This window comes from Thermofilum sp. (assembly GCA_038741495.1).
Taxonomy (GTDB): domain Archaea; phylum Thermoproteota; class Thermoprotei; order Thermofilales; family Thermofilaceae; genus Thermofilum.
In genome coordinates, this window is the sequence record JAVYKX010000001.1 from 794307 (window position 1) to 815292 (window position 20986).

25 protein-coding genes and 1 CRISPR repeat array are annotated in these 20986 nt (G+C 62.3%); of the genes, 7 read left to right on the top strand and 18 right to left on the bottom strand.

Annotated elements, in window-relative coordinates; all coding sequences use genetic code 11:
• Positions 1 to 73: 73 nt before the first annotated feature.
• On the bottom strand, positions 74 to 469 hold the full coding sequence (locus tag QXU72_04465) for a type II toxin-antitoxin system VapC family toxin (protein MEM0494512.1): 396 nt from the start codon (positions 467 to 469) through the stop codon (positions 74 to 76).
• Complete coding sequence (locus QXU72_04470; GenBank protein ID MEM0494513.1) at positions 451 to 696, bottom strand: hypothetical protein; 246 nt, start codon at positions 694 to 696, stop codon at positions 451 to 453. Before QXU72_04470 ends, QXU72_04465 begins: the two co-directional genes overlap by 19 nt.
• 215 nt (positions 697 to 911) lie before the next feature.
• Between QXU72_04470 and QXU72_04475 the strand changes: the two genes are divergently transcribed.
• The 3 genes from QXU72_04475 to QXU72_04485 are packed head-to-tail and all read left to right on the top strand — an operon-like array spanning position 912 to position 3708.
• Complete coding sequence (locus QXU72_04475) at positions 912 to 1487, top strand: MBL fold metallo-hydrolase (GenBank protein ID MEM0494514.1); 576 nt, start codon at positions 912 to 914, stop codon at positions 1485 to 1487.
• The gene (locus tag QXU72_04480) at positions 1488 to 3320 is read left to right on the top strand and encodes an AMP-binding protein (GenBank protein ID MEM0494515.1); all 1833 of its coding nucleotides are present in this window, start codon (positions 1488 to 1490) and stop codon (positions 3318 to 3320) included.
• Positions 3307 to 3708, top strand: coding sequence for a hypothetical protein (locus QXU72_04485; protein ID MEM0494516.1), 402 nt, complete (start codon positions 3307 to 3309; stop codon positions 3706 to 3708). Before QXU72_04480 ends, QXU72_04485 begins: the two co-directional genes overlap by 14 nt.
• A gap of 122 nt (positions 3709 to 3830) precedes the next feature.
• On the opposite strand, the gene QXU72_04490 is transcribed toward QXU72_04485, so the two are convergent.
• From QXU72_04490 to QXU72_04500, 3 genes are all read right to left on the bottom strand, one after another.
• Positions 3831 to 4241, bottom strand: coding sequence for a nucleotidyltransferase domain-containing protein (locus QXU72_04490; protein MEM0494517.1), 411 nt, complete (start codon positions 4239 to 4241; stop codon positions 3831 to 3833).
• On the bottom strand, positions 4199 to 4675 hold the full coding sequence (locus tag QXU72_04495; GenBank protein ID MEM0494518.1) for a HEPN domain-containing protein: 477 nt from the start codon (positions 4673 to 4675) through the stop codon (positions 4199 to 4201). The genes QXU72_04490 and QXU72_04495 overlap by 43 nt, the downstream gene beginning before the upstream one ends.
• A 456-nt stretch (positions 4676 to 5131) precedes the next feature.
• Positions 5132 to 6472: a CARDB domain-containing protein gene (locus QXU72_04500; protein ID MEM0494519.1), complete on the bottom strand. Its 1341-nt coding sequence runs from the start codon at positions 6470 to 6472 to the stop codon at positions 5132 to 5134.
• 111 nt (positions 6473 to 6583) lie between these two features.
• Between QXU72_04500 and QXU72_04505 the strand changes: the two genes are divergently transcribed.
• A complete protein-coding gene (locus QXU72_04505; protein MEM0494520.1) occupies positions 6584 to 6925 on the top strand; it encodes a zinc ribbon domain-containing protein in 342 nt (113 codons plus the stop codon).
• 137 nt (positions 6926 to 7062) lie between these two features.
• Here the strand turns inward: QXU72_04505 and QXU72_04510 are convergent, their stop codons facing one another.
• The 7 genes from QXU72_04510 to QXU72_04540 form a co-directional block, all read right to left on the bottom strand.
• The gene (locus tag QXU72_04510; protein MEM0494521.1) at positions 7063 to 7308 is read right to left on the bottom strand and encodes a hypothetical protein; all 246 of its coding nucleotides are present in this window, start codon (positions 7306 to 7308) and stop codon (positions 7063 to 7065) included.
• A 73-nt stretch (positions 7309 to 7381) separates the two neighbouring features.
• Positions 7382 to 9070, bottom strand: a complete 1689-nt coding sequence (locus QXU72_04515; GenBank protein MEM0494522.1) for an ATP-binding protein — start codon at positions 9068 to 9070, stop codon at positions 7382 to 7384.
• Positions 9071 to 9075: 5 nt separating this feature from the next.
• Positions 9076 to 10275: a DNA double-strand break repair nuclease NurA gene (locus QXU72_04520; GenBank protein ID MEM0494523.1), complete on the bottom strand. Its 1200-nt coding sequence runs from the start codon at positions 10273 to 10275 to the stop codon at positions 9076 to 9078.
• Positions 10276 to 10378: 103 nt separating this feature from the next.
• Complete coding sequence (locus QXU72_04525; protein ID MEM0494524.1) at positions 10379 to 11653, bottom strand: MFS transporter; 1275 nt, start codon at positions 11651 to 11653, stop codon at positions 10379 to 10381.
• A 229-nt stretch (positions 11654 to 11882) separates the two neighbouring features.
• On the bottom strand, positions 11883 to 12308 hold the full coding sequence (locus tag QXU72_04530; GenBank protein ID MEM0494525.1) for a type II toxin-antitoxin system VapC family toxin: 426 nt from the start codon (positions 12306 to 12308) through the stop codon (positions 11883 to 11885).
• Positions 12305 to 12550, bottom strand: coding sequence for an AbrB/MazE/SpoVT family DNA-binding domain-containing protein (locus QXU72_04535; GenBank protein MEM0494526.1), 246 nt, complete (start codon positions 12548 to 12550; stop codon positions 12305 to 12307). The genes QXU72_04530 and QXU72_04535 overlap by 4 nt, the downstream gene beginning before the upstream one ends.
• A 195-nt stretch (positions 12551 to 12745) precedes the next feature.
• Positions 12746 to 13408 carry a peroxiredoxin gene (locus QXU72_04540; protein ID MEM0494527.1) on the bottom strand — a complete coding sequence of 221 codons (663 nt, stop codon included), beginning with the start codon at positions 13406 to 13408 and terminating at the stop codon, positions 12746 to 12748.
• Between the two features lie 236 nt (positions 13409 to 13644).
• Here QXU72_04540 and QXU72_04545 point away from each other — a divergent pair, with 236 nt between their 5' ends.
• Positions 13645 to 13824, top strand: a complete 180-nt coding sequence (locus tag QXU72_04545; protein ID MEM0494528.1) for a hypothetical protein — start codon at positions 13645 to 13647, stop codon at positions 13822 to 13824.
• Between the two features lie 152 nt (positions 13825 to 13976).
• Here the strand turns inward: QXU72_04545 and QXU72_04550 are convergent, their stop codons facing one another.
• From QXU72_04550 to QXU72_04565, 4 genes are all read right to left on the bottom strand, one after another.
• Positions 13977 to 14666 (bottom strand): hypothetical protein, encoded by a 690-nt coding sequence (locus QXU72_04550; protein MEM0494529.1) that lies wholly within the window; start codon positions 14664 to 14666, stop codon positions 13977 to 13979.
• 38 nt (positions 14667 to 14704) lie between these two features.
• On the bottom strand, positions 14705 to 15451 hold the full coding sequence (locus QXU72_04555; protein ID MEM0494530.1) for a hypothetical protein: 747 nt from the start codon (positions 15449 to 15451) through the stop codon (positions 14705 to 14707).
• A gap of 114 nt (positions 15452 to 15565) precedes the next feature.
• Positions 15566 to 17000: a CRISPR direct-repeat array (repeat unit 25 nt; unit sequence CTTTCAACTCATTCTTCGCTGATAC).
• 356 nt (positions 17001 to 17356) lie between these two features.
• Positions 17357 to 18367 carry a hypothetical protein gene (locus QXU72_04560; protein ID MEM0494531.1) on the bottom strand — a complete coding sequence of 337 codons (1011 nt, stop codon included), beginning with the start codon at positions 18365 to 18367 and terminating at the stop codon, positions 17357 to 17359.
• On the bottom strand, positions 18340 to 18489 hold the full coding sequence (locus QXU72_04565; GenBank protein ID MEM0494532.1) for a hypothetical protein: 150 nt from the start codon (positions 18487 to 18489) through the stop codon (positions 18340 to 18342). The genes QXU72_04560 and QXU72_04565 overlap by 28 nt, the downstream gene beginning before the upstream one ends.
• A gap of 489 nt (positions 18490 to 18978) precedes the next feature.
• On the opposite strand from QXU72_04565, the gene QXU72_04570 reads away from it, so the two are divergent.
• Entirely contained in the window at positions 18979 to 19359 is a 381-nt protein-coding gene (locus QXU72_04570; protein ID MEM0494533.1) for a hypothetical protein, read from the top strand.
• Positions 19360 to 20202 carry a CRISPR system precrRNA processing endoribonuclease RAMP protein Cas6 gene (gene cas6 / locus QXU72_04575; protein MEM0494534.1) on the top strand — a complete coding sequence of 281 codons (843 nt, stop codon included), beginning with the start codon at positions 19360 to 19362 and terminating at the stop codon, positions 20200 to 20202.
• A gap of 42 nt (positions 20203 to 20244) precedes the next feature.
• On the opposite strand, the gene QXU72_04580 is transcribed toward cas6, so the two are convergent.
• Entirely contained in the window at positions 20245 to 20484 is a 240-nt protein-coding gene (locus tag QXU72_04580; protein ID MEM0494535.1) for a hypothetical protein, read from the bottom strand.
• A 195-nt stretch (positions 20485 to 20679) separates the two neighbouring features.
• Positions 20680 to 20865, bottom strand: coding sequence for a hypothetical protein (locus QXU72_04585; protein ID MEM0494536.1), 186 nt, complete (start codon positions 20863 to 20865; stop codon positions 20680 to 20682).
• Positions 20866 to 20986: the final 121 nt, after the last annotated feature.

Genomic DNA, 20986 nt, shown 5'->3' on the forward strand with positions numbered 1-20986 from the left:
GCCGCACTCCGGTCTGCGAGCTCGCAATCGTGTAGCTCAGCTTCCCTAGAGAAGGGTAGCGGCATGGAGGTAGCTATAGCTCGGTGAGGATTCTTAGCCCGAAGCTCCTCAGCTTCTCGTAGTGCCCCAGGTCTCTGGAGAGCAGCGGCGCGTCAAGCGTGAGCGCGGTTGCAGCGATTAGAACGTCTGCTTGGGGGATCGAGAACCCCTGCTTCCTGAGCTGGACGTCCAGCTCCATTGCCTTGAGCGTGATCCGCTGATCGGGGTAGACAACTGTGAAAATTTTCTCGATCAGCTCCTTCTCCTTCAGGTGGTCGCGGCCGATGTAGAGGTATCCCCACAGGTACTCGTAGAGGGCGACAGAGGGCACAAACACGTCGAACTCTAGGAGTTTCAGCAAGAGCCTCTCGTCTCCCCGCTCGAAGATGTCGATGAGGATGTTCGTGTCGACTACAATCTTCTCAGCCACACGCCCTCCTCCCTCAGCTTCTCTCTCAATCTAGCTAGAGCTTCAGCCTCCTCCCCGCTCAGCTGCTTGCTCCTCACGTGCTCCAGCGCCTCGAAGACGAGAGCCTTTTTGGATAGCTCCGCTAACTTTCTCACCGTCTCATCCATCGTCCTACAACCCATTCTCCGCTTTAACTCTACAAGGATCTTGTAAGTCTCCTCCGTGACCGCAACAGTCCTCTTCGCCATCAAGTGCGAAAGCGGTGCACCGGTATATCAGTATTACCATATACTGGTATACCACTGGACAGCGTGGCCAGGCTGGGACAGCTCTACGCGGCTCCGCCCACCCTCTAACCTCCAGCTCGGCCGCTGGCGCTGGGCCGCCCACCGACGAGGCCTAAGAGCGCGAACCCCTCCGGCAAGCTTGCATGTTTAAAAGGCAGGCTGCGGGAGAGCTTACCGTGCCTCTCTCGCTTCGGTTCGGCAGGGTGCTGGTCGAGAGGGCCGGGTACTCTGGCGTCACCTTGTCCCTCGGCGGCGAGAAGCTCTGCATCGACGTGCTCGAGCCGCGTGGCTGCAGCGCTGTCCTCTACTCTCACAGCCACCCGCGCCACGCCCCGGGAGTGGTTCCGCGGGAGGCTCTCGCACCGTTCCTGGGCAGCGTGAAGCCCGGCTCGCAGGTGGACTTAGGCTGGGCGCGCGTCGAGGCGGTTGAAGCGTACAACCCCTGGGAGGGGGCTCCGCACCCCAAGGGCTTCGGGGTGGGCTTTCTCGTGGAGCTGGGGGGCTTGAGGGTTTACTACGCGGGGGATACGAGCTTCGTCGAGGAGCTCTCCTCGCTGCCCGCCGGCCTGGAGGTAGCGGTGCTCCCGGTTGGCGGCGGGGCTGTGATGACGCCTGAGGAGGCTTTCGAGGCTGTGAGGACTCTGAAGCCCGTGTTGACGCTCCCCGTCCACTTCGACGACGAGAAGCTCTACTGGAAGTTCAAGGTACTGGCTCAGCCCTACACGCAGGTCGCTGCCTTGAGGGTGAGGTGAGTGGGCGAGAGGATCGTGCCGCCGAGCATGCGCTGGAAGGCGATGAGCCTCCAAGAGTACCAGCGCATCTACTCGGAGAGCGTGAGGAACCTCGAGGGCTTCTGGGCCCGCGAAGCCGGTAAGCTGAAGTGGAGGGAGCCCTGGCGCTCCGTGAGGGAGGGCGCGGGGCCGGCCTCGAGCTGGTTCGTGGGTGCGAGCCTCTCCCCCTACGAGAACGTCGTCTCGAAGCACGAGGGTACTTGGGTGTGGCACAAGCCTGCGCTCATCTGGGAGAACGAGGCTGGGGATTCGAGGATCGTCACCTACGCGGAGCTCGACAGCCTCGCGTCCAGGCTGGCTGCCGGCCTGGCGAGCCTGGGGGTGAGGAGGGGGGACTGGGTGGTAGTCTACTCGCAGCCTTCCATCGAGTCGGTTGCCGCGATGCTGGCAGCCGTGAAGCTGGGAGCCCCCTTCGAGCCTGTCTTCACAGGCTTCAGCGCGGAGGAGCTGGCCCGCAGGCTCGCGAGGAGGAAGGCGAAAGCGCTGGTCACCTCGTCGGGCTTCCTGAGGAGGGGGAGGGCCGTCCCCCTCGCCGGGGCAGCGCGGGAAGCTCTAAGCCGCTCCGGCGTCCAGGCCCATCTTGTAGTCGCGGGGGAGGGGGCGGCGGAGGGGGGCATCGCTCTCGACGACCTCCTGCAGTGGGGCAGCTTGAAGGAGAGCGCGGTAGTCTCCTCGAACCACCCGCTGTTCGGGCTACACAGCGGGTACGAGGACGGCTTTCACCCTATCGCGCACCCAGCGGGGGGCTTCCTGGTGCAGGTCTACTCGACTAGCCAGTGGATCGGGCTGCGGCCCCGCGACACTTACTTCTGCACGGTGTGGCCCGGCTGGATCACCGGCGTCTCCTACGTGGTTTTCGGCCCGCTGATGGTGGGCTCCACAGTCCTCCTCTACGAGGGTGGGCCCGACTGGCCCTCCTGGAACCGGTGGCTCGAGCTGATCGACAGCTACGCGGTCACCCTCTTCCTCACCACCTCGAGCGCGCTGCGCATGATGTCGCGGCAGGAACCCTCAGCCCTCACCTCGAACAATGACACGCTGAAAGCGGTCCTCGTCACCGCCGAGCCGCTCGAAGCCGAGGTGTGGAGGTGGAGCTACGAGCGCCTCGCCTCCCTCACGGTACCGGTTGTCGACTCCGATGGGAGGAGAGCGGTGCCGGTGGTGAACCTCTACATCCAGAGCGAGGTCGGCACCTTCCTCACGGGGAACCTCGTCAACTACACCTTCCCGCCCGTGGCGCCCGGCTCAGCCGGCCCCCCGATCCCCGGCTTCCACCTCGACGTCGTGGACGAGCGCGGCGCGAGCGTGCGCGGCGCTCCAGGCCGCCTCGTCGTGAAGGGCTCGTGGCCTTCAATGCCTGTGGAGGCGCCGAGCGTTTTCCGGGAGAGGTGGGCTGGAGAGGTCTACGATACAGGCGACGAGGCGGTGATGCTCGACAGCTACATCCACCCGCTGGGTAGGCGCGACCCTGTGCTGAAAGTCAGCGGGTACAGGCTGAGCCCCGGAGCAATCGAGCGGGCGGCCGAGTCCCTGCCCGGCGTGCGGGCCGCGGTCGCGGCTGGGCTGAGGGACGAGCTGAGGTTCGAGGTACCCGTGCTGGTGTACGAGGGTGAAGCGGAGCCCGGCGAAGTTCGGCGGAGGGTGCGCGAAGCTGTGGGCCCTATCGCCGAGCCCCAGCACGTCTTCAGGGTCAGCTCGCTGCGCGGAGCGAGAGCTGAGCTGAGAGCGAAGCTTAAGCGGCTGCTCCGCGAGAAGACGCTGGAGGAGGCGGTGAGGGAGCTTGCCGCCGGCTAACCCTGAAGTGGCTGAAGCGGTGAGGAAGGCGAGGGAGGTTGTCGACAGCGCTCTCTCGGGCGCGTGCGGCGATAGCCTCTGCGAAGCTGTGAGAGACCTCTACGCGAGCTTCCCGCGGAGGGGCTGGCTGGTGCGCGCTACAGCTAGGCTCTTAATGGGGACTGTCAGGCGTTCGAAAGTCCCCTGGCTCTGGTACGTTGACGGTATTAAGGACTTCGGCGACAGCCAGGCAGTCTACCTGGTGGAGCTGGTGGGCGGGGAGGGCTACAGGTGCAGCTGCCACAAGAGCCTCTACGGGTACAGGAGGAGGGCTAGGGTCTGCACGCACGCCGCAGCGGTCATGCTTTACAGGCGGCAGCTGCAAGTGCTCGACTTCCTCGGGGGCTAGCGCAGCTCCTGAGCAGGCGCAGCGCCCCGGGGTGCGCGCTAGACCCGGCAGGTGCGCTGAAAGCAGAACGTGCGAGAGGCTGCCGCCCCCTCCTCGGGGTTCGCGCAAGCACGCCTGAAACGCTAGGCCTCGCTACGGACCCTTCTCGCAGAGCCAGAGCCGGGCGACTCGCTGCGAGCCCTGAGCTCTGGGGAGCTGGATAAGCCGTAGTCGTCTCTCAGGAAGACACCGCTGCGGGCTGCTTCGAGGGCCAGAGGGTTGCCTTTCTTCAGCAGGAGCGCGAACTCCTCCGGAGTCCACACTATAACCTCGTAGCCCGGCGGGGCTTCTACCTTCCTCAGCCTCTCCAGGGGGCCGCCTCCGAGCTCTCCGGTTATTAAGAGAACATCGACATCGCTCCACTTGTTGAAGTCGCCTCTAGCGTAAGAGCCTACCAGGATAGCTGTAGCTTTGAAGCTCAGGCTCGAAGCCCACCTCCTGGCTTCCTCCACTACTCTCCTCCTCTCCGCAGCTCTCCTTCTAACGACCTCCACGTATCTTCGACCCACTCCAGAATACGTTTCGACGCACTAATAGCTTTAGCAGCATCGTCTGCGGTGTAGTACTCGAAGGGCGCCCCTTCAGCCCACGCGTTAGGGTACCTTGTAGGGATGTACAGCTTATCTAGCTCCCTAGCGCAGTCCACCAGCTCGCCCGGGACGCTTAAGCCTCTGTTCGAAGCTTCCCTGAGCAGCCTCGCGACGCTGTGACCGTAGGCGTGCAAGCCGAGGCCGTGCAGCAGAGCCTTTACAGAGAGCTCGGCCGCCTGGTGGGACTTGAAGCAGGCCCAGTTGTAGTCGCCTCTCTCCGCATCCCCCTCGGCGGACTCGAGACTCTTCTTGGCGGTTCTAAACCACCTTTCAAACTCCTCCCTGTCGAGCAAGAAGACCGCTCTCCCGCGGTCTCGAACCTTATAAGGCTTCCGCACCTACTTGTAGGCTAAAAGCCTCAAGCAGGCTTCACCGCTCCCGGGCTCCTCTTCATCAGATCCCCGCAGCTGCCAGGCACTAAGCGAAGCTGAAACCGGTAAGCGTGGTTTTCAACGCTTCGAGGAGAGCGGTGCTCGCGAGGCTGAGGAGTAGCTGGCTCGCAGTATACCGGCCTTCGCGATCACGGGGTGACGTGGAGCGGGCAGCGAGGGTGGCGCGAGCCCGGGGCTGGAGGAGTGGGTTGAGATGCGGGAGCTCGACGCTCTACACCTGAAGTTGGAGAAGCTTGGCCTAGCAGCTGAGGGGTGCGCAAGCCTGAACACCGCTTCAAGTAGTGAAAGAATGAGGGAGAAAAAATGAGCTGCTTGAGGGGTGGAGGCGGGGCTAGCGGCGGGCTGCGAGCTTCCTCTGCCTCGCCACTGCCAAGGCCGCGATCAGTAGTACTACCATTACTACTATATGATTATGATGAGCCACGGGACTCCTGTCTCCGCCGGGGCTTGTGGAGCTGGGCCTCCCGGTACTCCTTCACCCGCTCTGCCCACTACCAAGAACCCGGTTAGGCCGTCAACTTCAATGGTATACGTGCCTTCCCTACTCGGAGCGTACGAGAAGCTCACCGTGGTCGACTCGCCTGGGTCTAGCGCGACAGTCTTAGATTCGATAACCTGGCTGTTGACTTTCAGCATGACCTCGTGCGTGCCGGGCTGCGCGCCAGTGTTCTTGATGTCAACCGAGATCGTCGAGTGGTCTCCCACCTTTACGGAGCTGGGGCTTATTCTCAGATTGCTGACCTCGAACCTCGCCGGCAGGATCCTCGAAACCGTGATGGTGAATGTTATGCCGTCGACTTTCACGGTGTACGTGCCCTCCGCTGTGAAAGACAGCGTGTAGTTCAGGCTCTTCCTCTCGCCGGGGTTCAGAACAACTAAGAAGCTCTTCTCGACTTTTTCGTTCACAGTAATCGTCAAGTTGTGGGCACCGATAGCGTCGCCCGTGTTGGAAACCACGACTGTGACCGGATCCTCCTCGCCCGGCGCCACCCGCTCCTTATACCTCACGTCAGCGATCACGATGTTCGGCCTCGGCTGGGGGCGCACCAGCTCGATCGATAAGAGCTCGATGTCAAGCCACTTCTGGCGGTCAGAGCTCTCGAGGTACAGCTTCACCACGATAGTGCCGAAGCTCGCGGGGGCGAACCAGTACTCGGCGACCCCCCTAAACGCTTCAGGCGCGCTAGAGTACCCCTCCCACCTCCACTTGTAGACTAGAAGCAGAGTGGGGCCCACCGCCCTGAGCTCAGACCCGAGGAAGGTAATCCTCCCGTAACCGCCCTCCGCGAGGTTGTAGAGCACAGCGAACTCCCAAGTCTTTGTGTGAGTGCCGATGAAAGTCGCCCAGATAACTAGAAGCTGGCTCCAGAACATCTCGGCAACCGGGCCAGTGTAGACCTCCCCCTTGAGCTCTACCTGCAAGCACCTGCTAGTGGATTTCGAGATCCATAGGGTTGCGACCGTCGCCTCCTTACCCCTCGGGTAGACTTCAAGCTTAACCTTCCACGCAGCCTCTCCCTGCACGGTCTCCTCCCCGAGGACCTGGAAGCCTATCTCTCCGGAGTTACCGTCGCTATCCGCGTAGCGGTACCTGACCTGCTTAACATTGTTCAGCAAAACCGCTATGCTCTCGTAGTCTACCTGCGCGTAGACCTGGGGGCTCCAGCTCAGCGGTAGTGCCACTAGAAGGGCGAGGCATAGTGCGACCGCCTCCCTCGCTTTCGGGCAGCAGGTTTCTTTCACTCCTTTTCAGGAAAAGGAGGCCTCTAGCCTATATAAGGATTTTTAAACTCAGGAAGCGCTAGACTACCGGAATGCTTAATAATGACTATGTCATAAATGCCAACGATAAATATGAAGTGCCCTAACTGCGGGAGCGAAGTACGTGAAACTGACAACTACTGCCCCAACTGCGGGTACCCCCTCAAGCCGGAAGCGCGGCGAGCCTCTCCGGCCCCCACAGTAGTGGTGCTGGTAGCTCTCGCCGCGGCAATCCTGCTTCTCCTCGCCTTCTGGGCTCTCCCAGCCTTCTTCACTCCGTACTGGATGCCTTGGCACTGCCCGATGTGCGGCTGGTGGCCAGCCTACGGAGCACCCAGAGCACTACCAGGACTCATAGCTTCCATCTTGCTTTTCGCTCTCCTAGCTTTACTCCTCGCCGTGCTGCTACCCTACCTGTTGAGGAAGAGTAGGTGAGCAGCAGCTCGCACGCTTCCCCCCGGTAGCCTCAACCGCTCCCGGGACCTCTACCATGGGAGCTCGTGAAGCCCCGCCTGTTTAAGGGTTCTGTACGCGGAGGATCCCCTCCCAGGGCCTGCTGCCCCCGATCCCGCCTAGCCCGCGACAACGCTCCTTAACCGGGCTCTAAGCTCTTTCGCGTAGCTTTCCGACAGCTTGCCCTCCTCCATCGCGGCGAAAAGCTCTTCCGCGAGCTCTACAAGCTTCTCCCTAACTTCTTCAGGTTTCCCGCGCCCTAGAAGGCCCCACTCGCTCTTCACCAGGCTTGTCTCGATCTCGACGGAGAGCTCGACCAGCAGCTCGAGGGGGTCGAGCGGCCTCCGCCTAAAACGGATGAGCACCGGTAGCCACTGAGCTTAAAGCGCAGGATTCCCTAGATAAGCGTATCTACCCGGGAGGCCGGCGGCGATGGCGCTAGAAGAACTCTTCGAGCGGGCGGCTCCTCCCCGCTGCAGCTTCCCCCTCCTCCACTTCCTCCTCGAGCTCGCGGGTGAGGTAGGGGGTCAGCTCCACCGGCTTCGGAGGCTGGCTCCACTCGCTAGCCCAGTCCAGGTCTTTACCCCCGAGCGCGATGCCGTGCCTAGCCTGGAAGTCGTAGAACCGGATGACCGCGGGTATCGGCGCGGCAGGGCCCGAGACGAGGGCTTCGCCCGTCGCGAGCCCCGAGAGGCCTTCCACCATCTCGCCGACCACGTCCTCCATGCTGCTGAGAATGTACTCCTGGTCTCTGGGGTTCGCCGTCCTCAGCGCGATCAGCGTACCGCACTGGGCTAGCAGGGTCTGGGAGAGCTCCCTGGGCCTCTGGCTCACTACGCCCAAGCCGATGCCGAACTTCCTCCCCTCTTTCGCGATGCGCTCGAGGATTTCCCGAGCCGGGCTCCACCTGCCCTGCGGCGCGTAGTTGTGCGCCTCCTCCACGACGAGGAGGGTTGGGAGCGGCGAGCCCGAGAGGACGCTCGCGGTGATGAGCCTCCACATAGACTTCAGGATGGTGGCTACTGTCGACGCCTGGGCGTCGCTGGGTAGGCCGCCCAGCGCGATGACGGTGAGGCCTGGCTCCAGGAGCGTGCCGTAGATCTTCGCGTAGGCTTCGACGCTCTTCCTCGGCTCTGGCGCGTCAACTTTCTCGTAAACCTTCCTGCTCGCTCTAGGCCTCGTGACGTACCTGAGGTCGGCGTCGTCGAGGAGGATCTCGAGCTTGAGGACGAGGTCGTCGAGAGAGCGGTCGTAGCGGCCCCGCCCCCGCTTCTCGAGAGACTCCAGGAGCTCTTCAGCCTCGAAGTACACGATGTCGTCGGCGCCGGCCCGCTCGTACCGCTTCCGCCTAACTTCCTGCAGGGCGTCCCTCAGGTACATGAGCTGCTTCGTCGCCCTCGAGGGGTCGAGCCGCAGGAGCCCGGCAATCTCCTCGAAGCCCAGCGTCCAGATGGGTACCTCGAGGGGTAGCGGCTTGAGCCCGTACCTCGCTTCGAGCAGGCGCGCCGTCCACCCGGCTGGCGAGGCGACCCTCACGCTCTGGTACTTGCGCGCGAGGGGGACGTACTCGCTGTGAGTGTCCAGGACGATAACCCTCGAGTAGGGGTACTTCTCGAGGATCGAGGAGAGGATCACGGCGACCGAGTTCGACTTACCCGCACCCGTCATCGCCAGCACTGCGAAGTGCCTGGAGCAGAGCATGTTGAGGTTGAGCGCGAGCGGCACGCTCGGGTCGCAGCTCAGCCTCCCGACCTCGATGTCGCCAGCGCTCGCGATCCTGGCGAGGTCCCCGCTGTCCGCCGCGTAGACCTTCTGCCCGGGCTTCGGGAGCTCGGGGATGCCTCTGCGCACTGACCCGTTCTCCTCGAGCCCTACGAGCATCGCGATGAGCTCGTTCCTCGCGGGCCTGAGCTCCGGGTAGCCTTCCAGCTCCTCGACGATCCTCCCCTTCCTGTAGAGCTCGTCCAGCAGGTTGAAGCTGACTACCATCGCGTAAGCCCAGCGCTGCCCGCACTCCACTTTCACGTAGGCGCCCGGCTTCAGCAGCAGGTGCACGCGGTCCTCCAGCGCGGCGAACCTCACCAGGCTCCTGCCGTAAACCGTGACGACCCTCCCAACCTCGATCACGCGCCTCACCTCAAGCCCGCCGCAACCCTGCCTGAGGGGGCGAGCATAGACTTAAGGATTGGGTTCGCCTGCCTCTTGTACAGCTCGTCTGCCAGCAGCCTCGCGAACTCGGGGTTAAGCACCGCGATGTGGTGGACGTAGCTGAGCGGCCTCGGGTAGCCCCTCCTGTCGGCCAGGAAGAGGAGGGTCGCCAGAGCCGAGAGCACAGCATCCTCCGGGACGAAGCCCGGGTACGTCACCTGGGAGACTGCCCCCGCCCTGCTGAGCTTGAAGTAGCCGACACCGTAGCCGCCCCACTCCCCGTACACCCTGTCGAGGAGCTTAGCCCAGACCGCGCAGGGCTTCGGCTTGTGGATCTTCACGCCTTTCAGAAGCGTGTACGCCGACTCCCACCCCCTCCACGCGTAGTCGAGGAGGGAGAGGTCGTTCAGCCAGCCGAGAACCCCCTCCCGCTCGACGATGTACCGGCTCTCTGCGTCCTTCGCCACCCAGAAGGGCTTCACCCCCCTCCTCCCGCACTCCCTTAGGAAGTGGTCGAGGAGCGCGAGGTAAGCTGTCGTCTCGCAGTAGACTACGGCGAAGTCGAGCGCCTCCTTCACGCACTTCAAGTCGGGGCTCTCGCCGCAGAGCTCCCCGTAGAGCTCGCTGCGGCAGAGAGAGATGTCGTCCAGAAGCTTGGCGAGCGAGCGGAGAGGCTCCCCGCCAGCGGCCTCCAGGGCTGCCTTCGCCGAAGCTTCACCCCACTTCTCGAGGGTGCCGGGCTCCACCCTAGATGCTGCGCTGAAGTTCTCGTAAGCGTCGCGGGCGTGGCTGAAGGGGACCATCATCTCGGAGACGTAGCTGCCGTCGAGGAAGACGGCCTCGACACCCCTCCCCACCAGGTCGAGAGCCCCGAGCAGCTCGAAAATAGACATTAGGAGGCTCGCCCTCGACTCGGCGTAGCTCTTCGGGATCAGCAGCAGCACGTGCGGCCTCCTGCTCCCCTTGAGAACCCCCTCCATCCTGTCACCCTCGACGACCAGCGAAGCGGCGGAGAGGACCAGGAGGTACACCCCCCTCCTCTCGTCCATCGCGTAGCTCCCGTCGACGAAGCCCACCTTCCCGAAAGGCTCTCCGGAGATCGGCTTCGCGAGAGCTTCGACACGCTTCTCAACCTCGCTGAGCAAGCGCCCGATATCCTCAAGCACAGCGCCAATAGCCGACACGGGGAAAGCGCGCGCGGTGGGGGTTAACTCTATCGATAAATAAAGGTCGAAAGTGACAGCTCCCCGAGAAAGCTGGAGCGCTGGGAGCGGGGCAGCGCGCGCCTCAACCTTCTCTCCGACCCTCGGCTGGCGCAGCCGCCAGCTCCGCGGCTCGAGCCTCAAGCACCCGCAGGCTAAGCGTTTCGCGCACCCAGGGCGAGAGGAGCAGTGCGGCTGCGCTGAACGCTGCGAAAGCTAGCATCACCAGCGCGGGGTCGTGCACAGCGTAGCCTGCAAGCTGGTAGGCAGCGATAGCCGCGAAAGTGAGCGTGTTGACGAAGGAGAGCGTAGTGCCCGAGAACTCCGGGCTGAAAGCCTCCCTGGATAGCGGCGCGATCACCGAGTGCGTCGCGGTGACCACCCCTACCGCTACGGCGTGAAGCGCGGCTAGCTCCGAGCTCCGGCTGGAGGCGAGGGCAGCGCTCCAAACCCAGAGGAGCGTGTGGAGCGCACAGCTCGCCACGAGCACCGGCTTGCGGCGGTGCAGCACCGAGTCGCTGAAGTAGCCGACGAGGGGGACTGTTGCAGCGAAGGAGATGGATGTGAGCAGCAGCAGCTCTGCAGCCTCCCGGTGGCTCAGCCCGAAGTACTGCGTGAGGTAGCGCGAACCCCAGTAGGACTGGTACGCTATCAGCGCTGAGTACGTTCCGAAAGCCGCGACAGCCAGAGCTATGGAGTGGGGGGACCTGGCGACAACGCGCACCTGCTTCACCGCCTCCCCAAGGCCTCTCCGCAGGCTCCCGGAGCCAACCCCCCTATCGTCCACAGTCGCCAAGGCTACCAGCGCGGGCACCGGCGTGAGGGCTGCGAGAACCAGGAACAAGCCGCTCAAACCCACCGCGTCGGCCAGGATCCTCGCAGGCAGCGTAGCCGCCAAGCTGCCCAGCCCGCCCACCGCGAGCGCTAAGCCGGTGAGCAGGCCGCCCCGATCCTTCCCGAACCTGGTGCCGATCACCCTCTGGAGAGACACCCAGACGGAGGCTCCCCCGAACCCCACGAGAAGCCTGCCCGCGATGAGGAGCTCCGGCCTGCCCAGCGCGGAGAGAGCGGAGCCCGCCGCCATCAACGCCGAGCCCAGCGCGACGTACCTCCCCGCGCCGAGAGCGTCTGCGAGGATGCCTGAAGGGAGCTGCATCGCAGCGTACGTGTAGAAGTAGGCGGACGAAGCTAGAGAGGCGAAGAGCGCGGGATCCCAGCCGGACAGCCGGGCAGCCTCCCACAGCTTGTCCTGCAGAACCCCAGTGCACGTCCTGTGGAAGTACACCAGGAAGTACGCTGAGTAGAGCGCAGCCAGGGAGAAGTACAGCCCGCTGCGTGCCGAACCCCTACCGCGAGGCACGCGACCAAGCGGAATTAAAGATTTTTTAATCTGACGCAGCCCCGCAACCGCAGCGCGAAGCTACGCTCCGGCACACTACGGCGTGCCCTGGGAAGAGAGCCGGAGCCCTCCAGGGAACGGGTAGCCGGTCTTCTCAGCACTCACCGGGCTTCTCCCGCGCGGGAGAGACTTGCCTGCAGAGAGCCTGGAGCCCCGCGGGCCAGCGTTCCGCTCAGCGCGCTCAAGCTCTCTACGCGCGGGATGCTCCCGTGCTGGCTACCCAGAGCCTAGCTATGCCGGCTCTATCGAAGTCAGCGTCTTCGCTCGCTACCGCGTGAAGGTTGTGCACCTCCACTGTCGCAGCGTGAAGAGCGTCAGACGGCTTGAGCCCGTACTTCGCGATGTACTTCCTGGAGGCGAGGTACTCCTCGAGCCCGAGAGGCAGCACCTCGACGAAGGGGAGCACTACCCTCTCGATAAGCTCCAGCGTCGCCGCGTACGGCACGTCGTACTTCCTGCTCGAAACGTAAAGGGCTTCGTCGAGCGCGAGCACGTTCGTGTACAGGTCGTGCTCCTGGACGAGCTTCGACCAGAACGCTTCGACCAGCTCAGCCTCCCTCGGAGGCAGCCTCACGTTGAGGTAGATGATGAGGCTCGCATCCACCAGGACCTTCACGCGAACTCCGCCTCCAGGTCCACCTCCGCCAAGTCCCCGAGCCTAGCCTCCCTCCCGGGCCTCTCCCTCCCCCTCAGCCACCTCAGCACGTCCTCCAGGCTCTCCGCCCTCCTTATGGCGAGCTCATCCTCCCGGAGCTCCACGAGAACGTAGTCGTTCTCCCTTATCCTGTACTTCTCCCTCAGCAGCTTCGGGATCACTACCTGCCCCTTAGGCCCCACCTTCAACCTCAGTCTAACCACAAGTTACACCAAGTAGTACAACCGGTTCTACTACTTAAGCGTTCCCCCGGCGAGGCCAGCCGAGCCCGCAGAAGTGATGGCAGCCCCTTCCCAAGCCAGCCCTCGCACCTGCAGAACCCCAGTTAGCTGCAGGGCGCCCGCAGCTCAGAAACTGGAGCGAGAAAAAAGGGAAAAAATAGAGGAGGGATTACAGCCTCACTTTACCTCCTTGAAGCAGAACCACCAGTCGTAGCACTCGATCTCCTTCCTCCTAGCCTTCTCGAGCCTCTCCGCCGCAGTCTTCTCGTCCGTGGCGGGCGGGATGATAACCTTGCTGCCGATCAGCTCGTTGTTGGGCCAGTTCGCCGGCATAGCCACCTTGTGCTGGTCGCTGAACTGGAGCGCTCTAACAGCTCTCAGAATCTCGTCGATATTCCTCCCAAGCTCCTGCGGGTAGTAGAGCACCGCCCTGAGCACCCCCTCGGGGTCGATGATGAACACCGCTCTCACAGTGTTCGTCCCTTTGCCGGGGTGGATCATCCCGTACTTCCGCGCGATCTCCCCCGTGTCGTCCGCTATGATCGGGAACTTGATCTCCACGCCCAGCTTCTCCTTAATCCACTCAACCCACTTGATGTGGCTGAACACCTGGTCGATGCTCAGCCCCACCAGCTGCACGTTAAGCTTCTCGAACTCCTCGAACCTCTTCTGGAAAGCCACGAACTCGGTCGTGCAGACCGGCGTGAAGTCCGCAGGGTGGCTGAACAGCACGATCCACTTACCCTTGTAGTCGTCCGGGAAGTTGACGACGCCGTGGGTCGTCTTAGCCTTGAAGCTCGGAACCTTCTCCCCCAGCAGAGGCATCCTAACGTGCTCCATGCTCGGTCGCTATAGTCAACCCACCCCCTTGATAAAAATCTAACTCTTAACTTCAATCAACTATCCGAGAGTTGGATGAAATAAACCTTAAAGTTAGGTAAGCGAGCCCGAAACAAGCCGGCTGAGCCCGCCCCAGCGGCCAAAGCGGGGAGAAAGGCAGCACCCGCCGAAAAGCCGGGCCAGAGGGGCCGCGGAAGCCTACAAGCATTTAAGGAGGGCGCGCACTCCATCCGCGTATGAGCAGGCTCGTCCGCCTTATGCTCCAGCAGCTAGGCCTGTACGAGCTCACCACGCACGAAGACCGGCTAGAGATCGACAGAGAAATCGAGCGGAGAACAGGCCTAAGCTGCGACGAAGCCCTCGAGAGGGGCTCGTCTCGACAGAAGAGTTCAAAGCCATCGTCCAGGAAGTCCTGAGAAGGAGAAGCGCCAGGAAGCGAAAACCCCTAGAGATCCCGACCATGTACGCGTAGAGGAGCAGCCCCCGGTGGCGCGGGCAGCCGCCGGAAAACCCTAGCCGCCGGCCCGCCGAGAGGTCGGGCACCTGGGAGGACAGGCGGCGAGAAGCTTCACTCAACCTGCCCGGCCACTAGAGCCACCGCTCTCGCTTTTCCGGCTACCGCTTCCAGGCCGAGGACGCGGCTCCCCAGCCAGAGGGCTTGAGGCTTCAAGCCGGCCGCCCTGAACACTTCGAGAACCTGCTCGAGGTCTCCGAAGAGCACCCTCACCTCCAGGGGCTCGGCGGGCGCGCCCTCCAGCTTGAAGAGCCTGCGCGGAGGCTCAACCAGGAGCAAGCCCTCCCCCGCTCTAACCCTCACGCGGACACCGCTCGAGCCCTTCAACCTCCTCAACTGCCTCTCAGCCTCCTCGAAAACCCCGTAGGCAGGCGCCCTGAGCCTCGGCTCGGGCAGGCTCCTGAGCGGAACCTCCTCCCGCTCCGCCGGAAGAGAAAGCTCCGCGAAAGCCCGCCCCGCGTGGAACCTGACCACCAGCCTCTCGGAAACCTCGAGGTCCAGCAGCGGGCTCGCAGCCATCAGAGGCTCCGCGAAGGAGGATAGGATGCTCGCCTCGACCGCGGCGCTCGCCCTCCCCTCGCACTCGCAGCCCACCTGCACGTCGACCGCAGCAGTCCTCGCGCCGTTGACACCCAGCACCCTGAGCCCATCCTCCACGCTGAGCCAAACCCTACCCCCAAGCAGCGAGGGGCTCAAAACCCAGGAGGGAGCACCCCTAGCCAGGCCAGCGTTCCCCGAGCTCAAGACCCCGCCCAGAAGGTGACGCAACCCGCTTAAAGCCGCTAGCGCACGAGCGGCTTCTCCTCACCGTAGATGATGATCCCCGCTGCCGCCGCCAGGAAGGATAAAGCGTAGAGAGCCGTCACCGCGGGCACGCCCCCGACCAGGTAGCCTAGAGGGACAGCGGCCGCGAAGACCGCAGCACCCGCAGCCGCGAGCCCTAAACCCCGGGAAAGCCTCCCCCTGTAGACCGGCAGGAAAGCGAGGAGGGAGAGAGCGGCGAGGACCGCTGAAGCCAGCGTCTCCGCAACCCTCGCCTGAGGCGCGCCAGCCCACACGAGGAGAAAGCACAGCGGGGCAGAAAAAGCGGCGGGAACCGCCACCGCGACTGCAGCCTCCCAGGCTTTAAGCCCCACGAGGAGCCGAGCCGCGCGCCCCAGCTCGTAGAGAGCGAGCGCGATCACCAGGCCCGAAGAGTACCAGAGCAGCTTGCTGAGAGGCAGCGGGCCGGCAGCCAGCTCAACCCCCAGCGCGCGCAGGAGCCAGCCCAGGAAGGCTAGGAAGAAGCCCAGCGAAGCGAGAAACAGCGCAATCCCCGCAAGCGGGTCCATCGTCACACCCCTCAAAGCCATCACGCGGAAGCTAGCAGCCCCAGCGAAGAGCGCCGCGAAAGCAACAGCGAAGCTCAGCACCCGGGAAGCCAGGACAGGGTCCGGAAGGAAAAGCACGAACACCAACGCTAAAGCCGACACAGCAAGCACAGCCACAACGGAAACCACCAGAGCATCCCCCAGCAGCCCTCCCCCCAACCGCGCCACCCCCCAAGGCTCAACCCAACCCAGATTTAAACCCCACAGCCCAGAAGCAGGAAGAGCCGAAGCCCCTACCAGCGCAAGACGAGAGCCCAGCAGCAACGACAACGCCTTTCAACTCATTCTTCGCTGATACAGGCCGGGGAGCTCCCTCCGCAGCCCCTCGGGCCCTAGCCCTTTCAACTCATTCTTCGCTGATACCTGATAAGTGATGAGGCCGAGAAAAATACATTGTTTTTTAACTTTCAACTCATTCTTCGCTGATACATAGGGGGTGATGCCTCTGTAAGAGTGGCGCCACCCTTTGATGTGTGCTCGTGGGAGTCTTTCAACTCATTCTTCGCTGATACACAAAGATTCCCGTTTTTCTTAGAGTGGAAGCGTTCAAGACTTTCAACTCATTCTTCGCTGATACATTTCGCCGAACAAGTACCGTTCCACGCTTTGAAAAACGTCTTTCAACTCATTCTTCGCTGATACGAGGTGAAGATGTACGACACTTACATCTTCATGAGAGCTGTGGCTTTCAACTCATTCTTCGCTGATACGGGTCGAGAATGTTAACTTCCCGACCCCGAGGGCATGGACCTTTCAACTCATTCTTCGCTGATACCGACCTCGCGGGCTTCGCGGAGAAACGCCACGGTGAGGAAGCTTTCAACTCATTCTTCGCTGATACGCCACACCTGTAATGGGCTCAGCAGCAGTATGTTGTTCTTTCAACTCATTCTTCGCTGATACAGGGGGAGCCTGTAGAGCTTGGGGAGGAGCTTGAGAAGGTCGAGGTCCTCGAAGTCTTTCAACTCATTCTTCGCTGATACCCACCCAGCTGCCACAGCCCCAGGGTCAGCTGACTGGCTTTCAACTCATTCTTCGCTGATACTATTTTTTTCTCAATCCCCTTAAACCAGACCAAGATCCTCTTTCAACTCATTCTTCGCTGATACAATCAGCTGCGGCTCTTGTAACCCTCCTTAAAATCCTGCCGCTTTCAACTCATTCTTCGCTGATACAAACCACAAGGTGACCAGGTTCGCTTCGATAAAAGTAATCTTTCAACTCATTCTTCGCTGATACGTACAGGAGCGCGTCCAGGACGGTGGTGGTGAACTCGGACGTCTTTCAACTCATTCTTCGCTGATACATGTTACGTAACGTTATGTAACATTTTGTTATGTAACGCTTTCAACTCATTCTTCGCTGATACGCGAACTCCCTGGGAGTGAAGAGCGCCGCGCTCTCGGCTTTCAACTCATTCTTCGCTGATACGGGCATATACGCATACTACGTAAAACACCTTGAAGAGTTCTTTCAACTCATTCTTCGCTGATACCGAAGCGGTGGCTAGCGGGCGAGTGGACGCTGGAGCAGGCGTACAGGTACATCTACTTTCAACTCATTCTTCGCTGATACCAGGGCATTGAAGGAAGAGGTTCCATACGCAGTCGTTAGCTTTCAACTCATTCTTCGCTGATACGGCGAGCAGCGGGCCCGGGGCTACGCGCTGATGTACGACTCAATCTTTCAACTCATTCTTCGCTGATACCGGGGCTGGGTGGTGTTTTTAGCTGGTTTTGGTTTTATTTATGTTTTTCTCTTCTCTACTTGGGTTTAATGCTAGGGTTTTCCCGCTCTCAATCTCTGCAAGTTTTAGCGACCTAGGTGGGCTGGCTGAGTGATACGCAACGGGAGGAGGCTTCAGGGAAACTGCTGGCCCTCCGCCGAAACCTCTGAAGGAGGAAAGCCCGCTTTTCCCCTACGGCGCCCGGGCGGAGCCGCACACCTTCCCAGGGTTACTCCTCTCCGGAAAATGTAAATAAAAGTATGCACCGTAAAGCCTCTCATTCAAAGAGGTTAAATCGGTAGCCCACATGATAAGTAAAGTTACGGCAAGTGTTGCCGCTAATCCCAAAGGAACCAAGGCACTTCGTCCCTGATCTCTCTGAAGTCCCTCGAGAGCAGGGGCAGCGTCTCCACGAGAAGCAGGAAGGCGGGGAAGGGTAGGAGCTCTGGAGGAGTCTGCGGAGACGCGAAGAGAAGAAAAGATAAGGCCCCGCTCGGGACTAGGAGCTCCGCCCGCGTGGCGTCGTACAGCATCCGCAGCACCGTCGTCCGCGACCGCGCGAAAGCCGCGATCAGAACCAGGATGCAGGCGGCTGCCGAGAAGGGAAGGAGGAGCGCGAGGATCAGGGCAGGCGCCGGGATGAGGGGAGTGCCAGCGGGGAGCAGCGCGAGCAGCCCGACAGCGTTAAACACTAGCGTAGCGGCAGACAGCGCGGCGTGGACTTTACCCCTCCAGCCGCGCACCTGCTCTTTGATAGCGTGAGCTCTCTCCATGAGCTCGGGGTACGCTCGCACCGGGTTAGCGAAAACAGCGTAGAGTGCAGCGTAGGTCAGCGTGGCCGCGCACTTCACGGAGAGACAGGGGTCGCTGGCGGGCCTCTGGCTCTTCACAAGCCGCGAAAGCTGCCTGTACCCTCTCACCTCGACTGCCTCCAGGGGACAGCTGTCGAGGAGCTTCTCGAGCGCGCTGCGCACCCTCCTCTCTACCGAGCTGTGCAGCTCTCCAAAGCTCGGCGGGGGGACGCACCGATCCTGCAGGTAGTGCAGCGCGTAGCCCAGCTCCCTAACCTCCCCGCTTCCAATCCTGCCCCTCAGCACAGCTGCACGCACCTTCACCAGCTTCCCCAGTATCAGGGAGCTAGGAGACGTGTGATGCGGCACTCTAACCTTCCTCGCTTTCAGCTCCTCATCTAGCTCGTAAGCGTACTCCGGCAGCTCGTCGGGAGCTGAGGAGGCAAGTATGAGCGTTTTCACCCGCGCGAGTAGCTGCCTGACCGCTGGCCCGTCCGCGCTGCTCGCAAGTGCTCTCACCGCCAGCTCTGTTAAGCGCTTGTGAACATCACCGTACACGCCCCACCACCGCGAACCAGCAATGAGTAGAAGTTAACGCAGAGCAGACTCGAAAAAAGGACGATAAGGCTCTTCAGCTCCTCCAAGCTTCCAGCGAGCTCTACGCCCACCTTTCCCGTCATCGCGAAACACGATGCTAGAAAGCTAATAATCCTAGTGAAAAAGGCGGCTCCTCCACGGCGTAAGGCTCCTCACCGCAGCAACGGCTATGAAGCATAAACTCATGCTCCCCAGGCGTGAGTACGCGTGGATAACCAAGTATGCACAGCTTTCTATGTTTATTACTACATCCCTCCCTGCTTCAGAAAGGCTGAGCAGCCCTGCTGCTGCCGACACCGCATGGTTGAAGAGAAGGTAAGCGAGCTAGAGCACACTACTGGGGTCACACAAGTTGAAGCGAAACTTTTAGTTCTTCGTTATTTTGAGCGGTAAAGCTTTATCTACTCCTCAGTAGCGAAAGGGCTGAAGAGGCGGGTTGCCTCGGATATCTCGGATATAATCGATTGATTTTGTCATCTTTCACGGCTTTCCGGGGATTCCGGGTACGCAGCTGGGAGAGTGCTTGAGGCGGTACCTGGAGCTGAAGCGGGTTGTCCGCGCGGCTGTAGGAGTTGATCCACGGGGAGGGGCTGGAGGTCTTAGTGCTCCCTAGGGGCTTGCCGGCGAGGAAAGTATTTTTGGCGGTGCTGGGCTTTGAGGCGACGGTGGTGGTCGGCCCGATTGTCCGGAGGGGGCTGCCCTGGAGGGGTGAGACCTGCTCGGTCGCGGCTTCAGCGCGGCACTTGCGGGCTGAGGGTGTTGTGGAGAGCGTGTGGGGCTTCGCGGAGGGGGTTAGCCCGAAGGTTGAGGCTAGAGTGCTCTGGCTCGGTGGGAGAAGCCTGGAGGGGCTGGCCTCCGGGCTTGTCGAGCTGGCCTTCGGCGCTTCCCGGGAGGGGTGCGCGGCGACGCTTCTCGGCAGGCTCCTCCTGAAGCTGCAGAGTGGGGGGAGGTAGGTGCCCGCTTCCATCACTCAAGTCGAGCTGGTGCTGCGTGCTACTGGGGGCGGCTCGCTGCCCTGGTTCTGCGGGAGCGAGAGCCGCGGAGCCTTCCTCTCCGTGGTCTCGCAAGCCGACAGGGAGCTCGCCGAGAGGCTGCACGGCGCCGGTAGGGCGCTCTTCGCGCTGAAGCCGATCCGGTTCTCGTCGGGCTACAGCCTGGTCGGGGGTAGGGGGAGGCCGCCGGTGGAGGCTGGGGTGGTTTTCGAGCCGGGAGCCACGGGCGTCCTGGAGGTGGCGCTGCTCGACGACGAGGTGGCGAGGAGGTTTTTCTCCGAGGTTCTCCCGAGGGCTGCCGGGCTCTCGGTGAAGGGGCTGAGCTTCAAGGTGGAGGGGGTTTCCGCCCGCGTGGTTGACCCGGCCAGCGTGCTGGACCAGGGGGATGGTGGCGCGAGCGCTGTCGACCTGCGCTTCCTGACGCTCACCTACCTGAACCCTCTCCGCGGGGACCAGAAGTACAAGATCCTCTACCCCGACCCCCTCCACCTGCTCGCCAACCTTGTCGCTTCGGCGCACGCTCTCACCGGGAGAGGCTTCCCGAAGCCCGAGGAGCTGGCGGAGCACGTCTACATCAGCGGGCTCGACATCCGGACTCCGCGCGTGCAGGCCTCCAAGCCGGCGCCCACGGGCTTCGTCGGCTGGGCTAGGCTCACCTTCAAGAAGAGCGCCTCCCCGGAGGCGAGGAAGCTCGTCACCGGGCTCTTAAAGCTCGGCGAGCTTGTCAACGTCGGCGGAAACCGGACTGCGGGCTACGGGGTCGTCGAAGCCAAGCTGGTCCGGGGGAGCGGCGGTGCCGAGTAGGGGAGCCCTGGCCCGGCTCCCCGCGGGAGCCTCTGCGGGGGCTCAGCAGCTAGCCGACCTGCGGCGGGAGAAGTAGGCTGCCGCGATGCACGCGTAGAGGAAGAAGAGCGAGAGCAAAGCCACCGCGACGAGGACGCTAGCAGCTTGAGGCGGGACCAGATCCCCCCTGTAAGCGAGAAGAGCGCCGCCGAGCACGATAAGCGTCAGCAGCACTGCAGCGTAGAGCATTTTGGCGGGAACGGCGCGAGCCCCACCCGAGCCGCCAGCCCGGGAAGCACCCACCCCTCCGCAGCCCACCGAAGGCAACCCGAACCCCTCCCGCCAGAAACCCTGAGAAACCTCCTCATAAAGGTTGCCGGAGCGGGAGCCGGCACGCGCGCGAGCCGCAGAACCCATCTCCGGCTGCTTCAGGTCGAGAGCGGCCCCGCTGCGCAGCCCTAGCGTCTCGAGAAGCGGGAAGCCAGGGGGCTGAGCGCGCTAGGCGGGCTTCTCCTCTGTAGAGGCGGTGGCGGCGTAAGTTATCATGCTGCGGTGTACCTGCTTCTGCGCCTCTATGGACTGCGGGACGATGAGTGAAGAGAACTGGGGGAAACCGCTAGCTAGAGCATCCCACGTGACAAGCTTATCCTTCAACTTCGCAAGCTTGAGCTTAATCTTCTTCATCGAGAAGAAGTGCTCTCCGAGACCTTATAAGGCTTATCCGAGGATAGAAAGCTCAACCCAGCTCCCCAAGGCAAGCTGAAGTTTCCAACCCCGGAAGCACCGGCGGGAGCGCGCCGGTAGC

What these genes read in the sequence shown, in the direction of transcription:
- QXU72_04585 (MEM0494536.1), bottom strand. Translation starts at nt 20,865, where the DNA reads ATGAAGAAGATTAAGCTCAAGCTTGCGAAGTTGAAGGATAAGCTTGTC.
- QXU72_04565 (MEM0494532.1), bottom strand. Translation starts at nt 18,489, where the DNA reads ATGACGGGAAAGGTGGGCGTAGAGCTCGCTGGAAGCTTGGAGGAGCTG.
- QXU72_04545 (MEM0494528.1), top strand. Translation starts at nt 13,645, where the DNA reads ATGAGCAGGCTCGTCCGCCTTATGCTCCAGCAGCTAGGCCTGTACGAG.
- QXU72_04540 (MEM0494527.1), bottom strand. Translation starts at nt 13,408, where the DNA reads ATGGAGCACGTTAGGATGCCTCTGCTGGGGGAGAAGGTTCCGAGCTTC.
- QXU72_04505 (MEM0494520.1), top strand. Translation starts at nt 6,584, where the DNA reads ATGAAGTGCCCTAACTGCGGGAGCGAAGTACGTGAAACTGACAACTAC.
- QXU72_04470 (MEM0494513.1), bottom strand. Translation starts at nt 696, where the DNA reads ATGGCGAAGAGGACTGTTGCGGTCACGGAGGAGACTTACAAGATCCTT.